The sequence below is a fragment of the Dehalococcoidia bacterium genome (assembly GCA_030648205.1).
GTDB lineage: Bacteria > Chloroflexota > Dehalococcoidia > JAUSIH01 > JAUSIH01 > JAUSIH01.
Window position 1 is genome coordinate 1 of sequence record JAUSIH010000040.1, and the last position, 10,540, is coordinate 10,540.

Annotated in this window: 10 protein-coding genes and 1 tRNA gene; 4 read left to right on the plus strand and 7 right to left on the minus strand. The window is 64.5% G+C overall.

The genetic code is table 11. The features are described 5' to 3' along the window. Positions 1 to 187: 187 nt before the first annotated feature. Complete coding sequence (locus Q7T26_04715) at positions 188 to 1,417, plus strand: MFS transporter (GenBank protein MDO8531460.1); 1,230 nt, start codon at positions 188 to 190, stop codon at positions 1,415 to 1,417. Positions 1,418 to 1,434: 17 nt separating this feature from the next. Here Q7T26_04715 and miaB read toward each other — a convergent pair whose 3' ends face one another. The 4 genes from miaB to Q7T26_04735 all read right to left on the minus strand — a co-directional run bounded on the left by miaB (position 1,435) and on the right by Q7T26_04735 (position 3,599). After that, positions 1,435 to 2,721: a tRNA (N6-isopentenyl adenosine(37)-C2)-methylthiotransferase MiaB gene (gene miaB / locus Q7T26_04720; protein MDO8531461.1), complete on the minus strand. Its 1,287-nt coding sequence runs from the start codon at positions 2,719 to 2,721 to the stop codon at positions 1,435 to 1,437. Positions 2,722 to 2,761: 40 nt separating this feature from the next. Further along, positions 2,762 to 2,855, minus strand: a tRNA-Ser gene (locus Q7T26_04725). Between the two features lie 54 nt (positions 2,856 to 2,909). Continuing rightward, the gene (locus tag Q7T26_04730) at positions 2,910 to 3,173 is read right to left on the minus strand and encodes a molybdenum cofactor biosynthesis protein MoaE (protein MDO8531462.1); all 264 of its coding nucleotides are present in this window, start codon (positions 3,171 to 3,173) and stop codon (positions 2,910 to 2,912) included. A 6-nt stretch (positions 3,174 to 3,179) separates the two neighbouring features. Beyond that, positions 3,180 to 3,599: a MoaD/ThiS family protein gene (locus Q7T26_04735; protein MDO8531463.1), complete on the minus strand. Its 420-nt coding sequence runs from the start codon at positions 3,597 to 3,599 to the stop codon at positions 3,180 to 3,182. A gap of 135 nt (positions 3,600 to 3,734) precedes the next feature. Here Q7T26_04735 and Q7T26_04740 point away from each other — a divergent pair, with 135 nt between their 5' ends. From Q7T26_04740 to Q7T26_04750, 3 genes are all read left to right on the plus strand, one after another. Further along, positions 3,735 to 4,484, plus strand: coding sequence for an SDR family oxidoreductase (locus Q7T26_04740; GenBank protein ID MDO8531464.1), 750 nt, complete (start codon positions 3,735 to 3,737; stop codon positions 4,482 to 4,484). A gap of 37 nt (positions 4,485 to 4,521) precedes the next feature. Continuing rightward, on the plus strand, positions 4,522 to 5,772 hold the full coding sequence (gene fabF, locus Q7T26_04745; protein MDO8531465.1) for a beta-ketoacyl-ACP synthase II: 1,251 nt from the start codon (positions 4,522 to 4,524) through the stop codon (positions 5,770 to 5,772). 75 nt (positions 5,773 to 5,847) lie between these two features. After that, on the plus strand, positions 5,848 to 6,750 hold the full coding sequence (locus Q7T26_04750; protein ID MDO8531466.1) for a class I SAM-dependent methyltransferase: 903 nt from the start codon (positions 5,848 to 5,850) through the stop codon (positions 6,748 to 6,750). A 156-nt stretch (positions 6,751 to 6,906) separates the two neighbouring features. On the opposite strand, the gene Q7T26_04755 is transcribed toward Q7T26_04750, so the two are convergent. The 3 genes from Q7T26_04755 to Q7T26_04765 form a co-directional block, all read right to left on the minus strand. After that, positions 6,907 to 7,803, minus strand: coding sequence for an ABC transporter permease (locus Q7T26_04755; GenBank protein MDO8531467.1), 897 nt, complete (start codon positions 7,801 to 7,803; stop codon positions 6,907 to 6,909). Positions 7,804 to 7,815: 12 nt separating this feature from the next. Continuing rightward, positions 7,816 to 8,772 carry an ABC transporter permease gene (locus Q7T26_04760; GenBank protein ID MDO8531468.1) on the minus strand — a complete coding sequence of 319 codons (957 nt, stop codon included), beginning with the start codon at positions 8,770 to 8,772 and terminating at the stop codon, positions 7,816 to 7,818. A gap of 191 nt (positions 8,773 to 8,963) precedes the next feature. Continuing rightward, positions 8,964 to 10,540, minus strand: a 1,577-nt coding sequence (locus tag Q7T26_04765) for an ABC transporter substrate-binding protein (GenBank protein MDO8531469.1), incomplete at its 5' end; no start/stop codon positions are given.

A 10,540-nucleotide genomic window follows, 5' to 3' on the forward strand; every position in this document is an offset into this window, starting at 1 on the left:
CCGCGCCATGCCGCAGGTGGACTTCGACGCTCCTGAACTCCAGAGCCTGTCGCTTACTGGCACGTTGCCCCTGGCCGCGCCCGGCGGCGAGCGGGCAGGGGGCCGGCACAAGCAACAGCCCATGACGCGGCATCCACGGAACGAGCCGGCAGGCCGGGGACCCTCCTAGCGCAGGGGGGAGCGGGTGATGCGTCTTCTGCGTCTGCTCTCTCCCTTCGTGATGCTCTGCATGGTGGGGCTGGTGGCCAGGCTTGGCTACCAGATGGCCCGCAGCCCCGTATTGCCTCGCTTCGCTCAGGACCTCGGCGCCGCGCCTGAGCTGGTCGGCCTCATCGTTGGCGCTTCCACGATCACCGGCGTGTTCATCAAACTCCCCGCAGGCGCTCTCTCGGACGTGCTTGGCCGTCGGCGAGTGCTTGTGCTGGGCGCGGCCTTCTTTGCCTTTCCTCCATTCCTGTACCCGTTTGTCCATACGCCGGAGGCGCTGCTCCTTCTGCGGTTCCTGCACGGCGCCTCGACGGCCATATTCAGCCCCGTGGCAAGCGCCGCCGTGGCGGACCTGTTCAAGCAGGGGCGCGGAGAAAGACTCGGCTGGTTCGCCTCCGCGAACGAGGCGGGCAGCGCCCTTGGGCCTGTTATCGGCGGCGCGGTGCTCTTCGCCTCCGCCAGCTACACGGTGACGTACCTGCTCGTGGGGGCGTTAGGCGTTCTTGCGTTTTTGCTGGCTGTTGTGCTACCTATTGGCGCTCAGAGTTCACGAGGCAGGCCGCCAGCGTCGGCTGCTCAGGCCAACCCCGGACTAGCACGTCGGCAACAGTTTGTGGCGGGCGTCAGAGAGGCGGTCTTGGACAGGGCGATTCTGGTGGCCAGCAGCGCCGAGGCCGTCATGTTTTTGGGGGCGGGCGCGCTTATCGGGTTCCTGCCGCTGTACGCCAAGAGCGTGGGACTAAACGAGGTACAGGTTGGTCTCATTCTTGGCGTGCAGCTCGTCACGGCGATGGCTGGAAAACCCCTCACGGGCCGCCTGTCGGACCGCCTGGGGCGGAAGATTATGATACTTGGCGGGCTGGTGCTCTGCGCGGTCGCACTACCGGTGATGCCGTTGATGACGAGTGTGGTAGGGCTGATGGCGGTTGCCGCCGTCTTTGGCCTGGGTATGGCGCTGGTGACGCCCTCGACGACGGCGCTTATCACCGACCTGTGCAAGGCAGGGAACTACGGCGCGGCGCTTGGCGTCTTCGGTACTATCTGGGACACGGGCGAGGCGCTTGGCCCGATTCTGGCGGGCGTGCTGATCGGGCGGCTATCGTACGGCCTGACCTACTTCATCATCGGAGCGGCTGTGCTGGCGGCGGCCCTGTCTTTCGGCCTGCTGGTCAGAGACCCGACAGCGCAGCGCAAGACGAAGCTGGCATAGACGCGCAGTCCCGTAAGCTAGCCCGCCGCGACGGCCTCACCCTTGAGGTACCAGGGGCTTGCCTCAGCGACGCGCACCAGGACGAGGTCTCCGGGGCGGACGCCATGCGCCTTGAAGTGCGCCAGCTTGTTGGAGCGCGTGCGCCCTTGCCACAGCTCCCGAGCCGTGTCGAACTCCTCGGCCATCACCTCAAGGGTCTCGCCGACAAGCCTGGCGTTAATCTCCGTGGCGATGCGCTCCTGTAGCTCCTCCACGGCCTGCAGCCTGCGCCGCTTCTCTTCAGCGGGCACATCGTCCGCCATGCCGCGCGCCGCGATGGTGCCGGGCCGCACGGAGTACGCGGCGACGTGCACCTTGTCGAAGCGCACTTCTTCCATCAGGTCCAGCGTGCGCCGGAACTGGTCCGCCGTCTCACCGCAGAAGCCCACGATGATGTCCGTGGTGAGGCCCACGCCGGGGATGCGCCGCCTGATTTTGTCCACCAGGCGCAGGTAGTCGGCGCGGGTGTAGCCGCGTCGCATGGACATGAGCACGTCGTCGTCGCCAGCCTGAGCGGGCAGGTTGATAAACTCGCAGACCTTGGGCAGGTCGGCCACGGCGTCAATGATACGGTCGCTCATGTCGCTGGGGTGGCTGGTGAGGAATCGGATGCGGACAAGTCCGGGAATGGGGTCCAGCGCCGTGAGAAGGTCGGCCAGGTCCGGGCTGCCGGGCAGGTCGTGGCCATAGGAGTCCACATTCTGGCCCAGGAGGGTGACCTCTTTCACTCCCCGCGCGACCATGTGCCGGACCTCGTCCACCATCTCGGGGATAGGCCGGCTGCGCTCGCGGCCGCGGCGATAGGGGATGATACAGAAGGCACAGAACTTGTCGCAGCCGTGGATGATGGGGGTGAACGCGGCGACCTTCGGGTGCGACGCGACGGGCGGGCCGATGTCGTCGAGACACGCGCCCTCGCGCTGGGCGACGGCCTGCAGCAGCGGCTCGTATTGCTGCGGGCGCAGGAACAGGTCCACGAAGGGGAACCGGCGCTTCAGTTCCTCGTGGCGGGGGCCGACCATGCACCCCATCAGGACAACCGTGCGTTCCCTGTGCGCCTGCTTCAGCGGCTTGAGGCTCGTGAGCCTGCCGACGACCTTCTCCTCTGCGCCCTGGCGCACCACGCACGAGTTGAGGACGATGACGTCCGCGTCCTCCGGCGCGGCCACGGGCTGGCAGCCGATCTGGTCCAAAGCGCTGCCCAGCCGCTCGGAGTCGGCGGTGTTCATCTGACATCCTATTGTCCAGATGTAATAGCGTCCCATAGCTCAAGCCGCTCGTCAGGAATGAAGTGTGGGAGATAACTGGCGGAGGGATCGGGATTCGAACCCGAGACCCAGCTTTTAGGCCGGGCAACCGCTTAGCAGGCGGCCGCACTAGACCACTATGCGATCCCTCCGATTGCAGCCCTCTCACTATAACAAAACCCAGAGGCTATGGGCAAGGCGCCCCGCTACGAATGGCCGTGCTCGCACGCGACCCAGGCCTCTCCGCCCTCCCAGACCTCCTTCTTCCAGATGGGTGCGATGTCCTTGATGCGGTCAACCATCTCCTGGCACGCGTCGAAGGCTTCTTTCCGATGGGGAGACGCTACGGCGATGAGCAGGCTGGCCTCGCCGACGGCGATCCGGCCTACGCGGTGGACGACGACGATGTCATCCACGCCATGCCGGGCGCGCACGTCCTCTGCTATGCGTTGCAGCAGCCTCTCCGCCATGGGGCGTTATGCCTCGTACTCCATGTGGAGCAGCCGTCGCCCGTCGGTGAACGCGCGGACGACGCCCTGGAACACGACCAGTGCGCCATCGGCGGGCCGGACGAGGCCCGCTATCGCGGCGTCCGCGTCAATCGACTTCTCCGTGATGGAGGCCGTCGCCACGCGGGATGCGCCGCCGCTGACGGGCGGAATGAGCGCCACCTCATCGCCGTCCTTGAGACGGACGTCCGGGCCGGCGTACTCGGCGTTGACGGCCAGGGCCGCGCTGCCCAGAAGGCGAGCGATCTGCGGCACGTCCTGGGCCACGCGGCGCAGAGCGTCTCCGGCGGTGGCGCCCTCCGCCATCTCTATCTGAAGACGCCCGCTGCCCGCTTTTTCCCGAAACGCGGCGAAGAGAAAAATGGACACTCTCATGGCAATGTTCATTATAGGTGTCTCGGTTGAAGGCGTCCAGCTAACATTGCTGGCGCTCGGACTATGAAGCGCCATAGATACCGCGTAGCAGACGGACGTAGTATAATCAGCTATAAGTCCAATAGGGCGTGGTTGGAGAGCGGCAGCGTGTGCGACCTGAGTGGAAAGGTGGCCCTGGTCACCGGCGGCAGCAGGGGGCTTGGGAAAGCCATCGTCCTGGAGCTTGCGACGGCGGGCGCCGACGTAGCCTTCTGCTACCTTCAGGATGCCAAGGCCGCGCAGGCGGTCGCCGCTACCGTCGAGAATAAGGTCGGGCGTCGGCCACTCTTTGTGCAGGCGGACATCACCACGCGGGAGGACCGTGCCAGACTTGTCACGGAAACGTCCCGCCGGCTGGGAAGGCTGGACATCCTTGTCAACAACGCGGGCACTCGGAAGGATGGCCTTGCCGTCCAGATGGGCGAAGCGTGGGACAGGGTCATAGAGTTGGACGTTACGGCCCCATTCCGGCTGACGCAGCTTGCCCTCAAGGTGATGCTCAAACAGTCGTGGGGTCGGATCATCAATATCGGAAGTGTGGCCTCCCGCATTGGGCTCAGCGGACAGGCCAACTACACGGCGGCCAAGGCTGCGCTGGAGGGCCTGACGCGGTCTCTGGCCCAGGAGTACGGCAAGCGAGGGATCACGGTGAACACGGTCAGTCCGGGGTTCCTTGAGACGGACCTGACGGAAGACGCCAGCGCGTATGCACGGAAGTATGTGGAGGAGCACGCCGCCCTGCACCGCTTCGCGACCCCCGAGGCCGTCGCCAGCGTGGTCGCGTTCGTGGCCTCGGACAGGGCGTGGGCCGTAACGGGCCAGACCATCAATGTGGACTGTGGGCTCGTAAAGCTTTAGGATGGTAGGTGACATTGCGAAGGTCGTTGGCTGAGAGATGGGTCAGAAAGTTGTCATAACGGGAATAGGGGCGGTAAGCCCTCTGGGCCTGAACGTCGAGCAGACGTGGCAAGCTCTGCTCGCGGGCAAGAGCGGCGTCGCTCGTATTCAGTCCTTTGACCCTGCGGAGACGGGGATTCAGACTCATATCGCCGGGGAGGTCAAGGGCTTCAGCCCGGAGGACTGGATGGACAAGAAGGAGGCGCGGCGGCTGGACCGCTTCAGCCAGTTCGCTCTGGTGGCGGCGATGGAGGCGGTGGCGCAGTCCGGCCTGAAGCTGGAAGGGGACACGAGGAACGAGGTTGGCGCCATCATCGCCGGAAGCGGTGGTGGGATCGGCACCTTGGTCCAGCAGGCGTACACGTTGAAGGAAAAAGGGGCGGGCAGGGTCAGCCCCTTTACTATCCCGGCCTTCATGCCCAACGCGGCGGCGGGCATCGTGTCCATGAGGCTCGGCTGCTGGGGCCCGAGTTTCTCCATTACCTCTGCGTGCGCCTCGTCGGCGGACGGCCTGGGCGTGGCGCTGGATATGATCCGCTCCGGACGGGCCAAGGCCGTGCTTGCGGGCGGAAGTGAGGCCGGCATCATCCCCATCTGCGTCGCATCGTTCGAGCAGGCGAAGGCCCTGTCCTCTAAATTCAACGACACGCCGGAGAAGGCGTCACGTCCGTTTGACCGCGACAGGGACGGGTTCGTGCTCTCCGAAGGCGCCGCCGTCCTCGTCCTGGAAGAAGAGGCCTTCGCCGTGGCGCGCGGGGCGCGCATTCTCGCGGAGCTTGCCGGATATGGAGCGGCCTCGGATGGCTACCACATCACGGTGCCCGAGCCTGAGGGCCGCGGCGCAACGAGGGCGATGCAGGTCGCCTTGCGGGACGCGGGAGCGGCGGCAACCGACGTCACGTATATCAACGCGCACGGGACATCCACCCCTCTCAACGACAAGGTGGAGACCCTTGTGATAAAGAAGGTGTTGGGAGAGGCGGCCCTTCGCGTTCCGGTCAGCTCGACGAAATCCATGACGGGACATCTGGCGGGCGCGGCGGGCGCGCTGGAAGCTGTTATCTGCACGAAAGTAGTGGAAACCGGCTGGGCGCCCCCCACGATAAACTACGATACACCCGACCCGGAATGCGACCTTGACTATATCCCCAGGCAGGCTCGTCGGATAGCCAGTGGACTGGTGTTATCTAACTCGTTCGGATTCGGCGGGCACAACTCGTGCCTGGCCTTCAGGGGCTATAGGGGCTAATCGTTTCCCGGCCGTCAGGCGCGGCAGCCTCCTGGGGAGACCGCGGGCATGAGCAGTTGAAGTGGAGGAGACATCATGACAGACCAACCAGTCGCGTACACCTTCGAACCATTTGCCCAGACCGCGGAGTACCTCTCCGTCAATGCCACCATCGTGCGCGGATGGGGAGAGGTGATGGCCCATAAGGGCGTCCAGAAGGTGGAGCGGGTGCTGGATATAGCCACGGGTGTTGGCACGATGGTCGAGCTTTTCGTCAAGCACGTGGTGGGGCAGGGGGAGCAGCCCTCGATCATCTGCCTGGACGCAAGCGCGGAGGCTCTGGAGCAGGCGCACGCCCGCCTGGCGCCCATCGTCTCCAAACTGGAGTTCCATCACTCGCTGGTCGAACAGATGGACCTGCCGGAGGGGAGCGTGGACGCGGCGGTATGGGGAAACGGCATCCATTATCTGGACCCCAGGAGCCAGGAACAGGCGTTGCTCGCTATCAAGCGCGTGTTGAAAAAGGACGGCTGGTTCTGCTTCAGCTCCGCGTTCTACGCGGAGTCTCGCCCGCCGGAGACCCTGTCCTTCTACATGGCGCAGGTGAAGAAGGCCGTAGCCCACCTTCGCGCCATGGGCATCCGCAGGGAGGAGCGCCAGGCGCGGTCGGAGTCGAGCAGCTTCCTGCCCATAGCCCACTATGAGAGCCTTTTGCGGAACGTCGGCTTCTCCGTCGAACACGTGGAGCAGGTCGCGGCGCGACTGTACCAGGAAGCGTGGGAGCACATCAGCAGCTTTAGCCAGTATGCGGCCGGCGCACTCCACGGCTACCAGCCCGACGTGGCCGCGAATGTCCTGCGGGAGGCCGTGCGCCCCGCGCTGGAGGAACACGGACAGCGGGATGAGCACAACAGTCTGTACATCCAGCGCAACTGGCTGTCCGTGGTCGCTCGCCTCAGGGGCGACGCGCTCCCCGGCCCACAGCCGGCAAGGCCGTAGGCCGGAAGGTCGCCGTCCGCTCCATCACCCTCGTTTATTGCCTGGGCCCGTCTACTCAGCCCATCTGGCGAATCGGCCAGAAGGCGCGGGTGGCGAAGGGCTATGGTTCCGCGCGGGCGGACTGACTTGAGGCGAGGACGTGAGGAGGGTGGAGGACTAGCGGCGCAGGCGCGGGTCCCACACGTCCCGAAGGGCGTCCCCCAGGATGTTGAACCCGAAGACCGACAGGCTGATGGCGACACCCGGGAAGATGCCAATCCAGGGTGCCTTTTCCAGATAGGAGCGGCCTTCGGAGGAGAGCATGGCGCCCCAGGATGGCTGCGGCGGCGGCGTGCCCAGGCCCAGGAAGCTCAGGCTCGCCTCCACCACGATGGCCCACCCCAGGTTGACCGTCGCAACGATGATGTAGGGCGCGAGGCAGTTGGGCAGGATGTGGACAAACAGGATGCGGAAGTTCCGCGCGCCCACGGCGTGGGCGGCGTCCACGTACTGCATCTCCCTGACCGCGAGCGCCGCCGATCGTACAACCCGTGCGCCGGGCGGCACCATGACCAGGGCGACGGCGATGGTGACGTTCTCGACGCTGGGGCCCAGAGCGGCTACCACCGTCAGCGCAAGGATGAGGACGGGGAACGCCATCAGGATGTCGACAAACCGCTGGCTGACGACATCGAATTTGCCGCCCAGGAATCCGCTGATCAGGCCCAGCAAAGCACCTCCTGTGGCTCCCACGGCCACCGAGGCGACGCCCACGGCGAGCGATACGCGTGACCCCCAGACGATGCGGCTGAAGATGTCGCGCCCGAAATTGTCCGTGCCCAGCCAGTACCTGGCTCCCGGCGGCGCGAACAGGTCGGACACGTTCATGCGATAGGGGTCGTGTGTCGATATGATCCCCGCGAAAACGGCAGCAAGGATCATGACCACAATGATCACGCCGCCGATGGCTCCCATTGGCTTGCGCTTGGAGAACTTCCAAACGGCCTCCAGAAAACTGGAAGACCGCCGCGTCCCCTCCAGCGAAACAACTTGGACAGCCTGTTGTGTGCTCACGTCGCCGCGCTCCTATGTGTAGCGGATGCGGGGGTCAAGCCACGCGTAGACAATGTCCACGAGCAGGTTCAGAAGAACGAACACCAGGGCGATCAGCAGGATGATGGTCTGGACCACGGGATAATCCCTCACAAGGATGGAGCTGACCAGGTGACTGCCCATCCCGGGAAGGACAAAGATCGTCTCCAGGAGGACCGTGCCGCCCATGAGCTGACCAAACTGGACACCGGACAGAGTGATGACAGGCAGGATTGCGTTCTTGAGCGCATGGCGATACAGGACAAGCTTCTCGCTCAGTCCCTTGGCCCATGCTGTCCGCACGTAGTCCTGCCGCAGCACCTCCAGCATCTGGGAACGAGTCATTCGACTGACCACGGCGGACAAATAGTAGCCCATCACCATGGAGGGCCAGATGAACTGCGACAGATTTTGCGTCGGGTCCTGAAAGATGCTGGTGTATGTTAGAGGAGGCATCCAGCGAAAGAGCAGGACCAGGAAAAGCACCACCAGGGTTCCGGTCCAGAAAATGGGCATGGACAGTCCGCCCACGGAAACCACCCTGAATATGTAGTCCATCCACGTGTCTTGCCGCGCCGCTGAGATGATGCCAATAGGTAAGGCGATCACCATTGAAATGAGAATGGACAGAATAGCAAGCTCCACCGTCGGTGGAACGCGTGCCGCAATATCGGCCATGACGGGCCGGTTGGTCAGCAGGGAGTTGCCCACGTTCAGCTTCATCAGGCCCGTCATCCACTCGACGTATTGGAGGTGGAGGGGCCTGTCGGTCCCCAGCTTGGCGCGCATGTCCTTCAGCGCCTGCTCGTCAAAGCCGCCCTGGCCACCGGCGGCCAGGATGACGAGCGCCGGGTCGCCGGGCAGCACCCGCATGATGAGGAAGATGGCGAGTGACACCCCGATGAGGACGGGGAGCAACATCAAGATTCGGCGTGCTATGTAGCGTTGCATGTGTACCTTGTCCTATTGCGCCAGATATGTCTCCGGGTGGAGGGTGTCCCCATAGGGGTACAACCGCATCACCTTAGCACGGAGGAAGCGCCGTGTCAATCGTGCGCACGCGGCGCTGGAGCTATGCGCGCACAAGCTGGCGGCCCGAGGTCGTTGTGGCCGCCAGCTTGTCGCGGCGTGACGCGAGCGCCTTATTGCGCCAGCCAAGTCTCCTGGTGCCGGTTGTTGGAGTAGTCCGTCACTCCCGGCGCGAATCCGCGCTCCTGAGCCGAAATGGCGATAAAGTTGCTCGGCCAGGCGATGGGAATAGCGGGCAGGGACTCGGTCAAAAGGTACCGCTCAACCTCGACGATGATGGCCTGGCGGGCTGCCGGGTCCACAGTGCGCGCCTGTTTGTCCCACAGCTCGTTTACCTTGGTATCGTTATCGTTGCCGGAGAAGTTCAGGGATGACCCCTTGGTGAAGAAGCGTCCGATAGCGTGGGGGTCGGCGGTAAGGGTGGCCGGCGGGTAGACCATGGCTTGGTGCTGGGCCTTGCGCCCGTTCTCCCAGAAGACAGCGTCCTCCAGCACCTGCACGTTAGCCGTGATGCCGATCTTGGAGAGCTGGTCCGTCATGAAAACAGCCCCCGTCTTGGTCACCTGGTTGCCGCGCGACAGGATAGTCATGCTGAACCCGTTGGGGTAGCCCGCGTCAGCAAGCAGCTTCTTGGCGTCCGCGATGTCCTGGTCTTTGGGCTGGCGGAACCCCGGCATCTTCAACAGCTCATCGCGGGGGATGCCCCAGTCGGAGAAGGGGAAGTACGTGCCAACGATGCCGGCGCCCTCCCCGACGACCTTGACGGCCGCCTGGCGGTCAAGGCTCAGGCTTATGGCCTGGCGGACCCGCAGGTCTTTCAGGGGCGCGTTGCGCATGTTCATGAAGAACCACGGCCCCAGGACGGTGGGCGAGGCCACGAATCGCATCCCCGGCACTTCTTTTTTGAGGGTCTCCATCTCGGTCGGGGTCACTGCGGAGTAGGTGCGGCCGCTCTGCTTCGCCTGGCCGGTCCTCAGCGCCGCGAGCCGTGTGGCGGGGTCCTTGATGACGAACACCGAAATGCCGTCCAAGTACGGCCTGCCCTGGACCCAATAGCTCTCGTTCTTGACCAGATCAAAGCTGACGCTGGGGGTATAGGACTTGAACTTGAACGGGCCTGACCCCATCACCGTTGTCTTCATGTCGCCGTTTTTCTCGACATAAGCCTTCGAGAAGATGGGCGTGAAGTTGACGACAAGGGTGGAGACGAGAGGCGCGAAGGCGTATTTCATCGTGAGCGTGACGGTGTCATCTCCCACGGCCTGTACCTTGTCCATAGCAACGAGCAGGTCGGCGGAGGCGCTCAGTCCCCCCTTGGGCGGACTCTTCATCCGCTCCAGGGAGAAGACGACGTCGGCGGGCGTGAGCGGCGTGCCGTCGTGGAACTTGACGCCCTTGCGCAGCTTGAATGTGTAGGTGAGTGCGTCGGGCGAGACGTTCCATTGTTCCGCAAGCTCGGGCACGATCTTGGACCCGGTCTCGGCGTCGTAGTACAGCAGATTGCTGTAGGCGGGGGAGACCAGCAGGCCAATGTTCATGGACGTCTGCTGTTGCGCGTCGAAGTGGGGAGGGTCCAGGTCTGACGTGATGGTCAGGACGCCGCCGTAGCGCGGGCGCTCGGGTGTCGCCGTAGCGGGGGCGGCGGCGGTCGGGCGCGCGGCGGGCGCGGCGGGCGCGACAGGCGCCGCGG

Bases quoted from the DNA above. Each gene is read 5' to 3' on its own strand.
- Q7T26_04735 (MDO8531463.1), bottom strand. From the start codon at position 3,599: ATGAACATTGCCATGAGAGTGTCCATTTTTCTCTTCGCCGCGTTTCGG.
- fabF (MDO8531465.1), top strand. From the start codon at position 4,522: ATGGGTCAGAAAGTTGTCATAACGGGAATAGGGGCGGTAAGCCCTCTG.
- Q7T26_04760 (MDO8531468.1), bottom strand. From the start codon at position 8,772: ATGCAACGCTACATAGCACGCCGAATCTTGATGTTGCTCCCCGTCCTC.
- miaB (MDO8531461.1), bottom strand. From the start codon at position 2,721: ATGGGACGCTATTACATCTGGACAATAGGATGTCAGATGAACACCGCC.
- Q7T26_04750 (MDO8531466.1), top strand. From the start codon at position 5,848: ATGACAGACCAACCAGTCGCGTACACCTTCGAACCATTTGCCCAGACC.
- Q7T26_04715 (MDO8531460.1), top strand. From the start codon at position 188: ATGCGTCTTCTGCGTCTGCTCTCTCCCTTCGTGATGCTCTGCATGGTG.
- Q7T26_04730 (MDO8531462.1), bottom strand. From the start codon at position 3,173: ATGGCGGAGAGGCTGCTGCAACGCATAGCAGAGGACGTGCGCGCCCGG.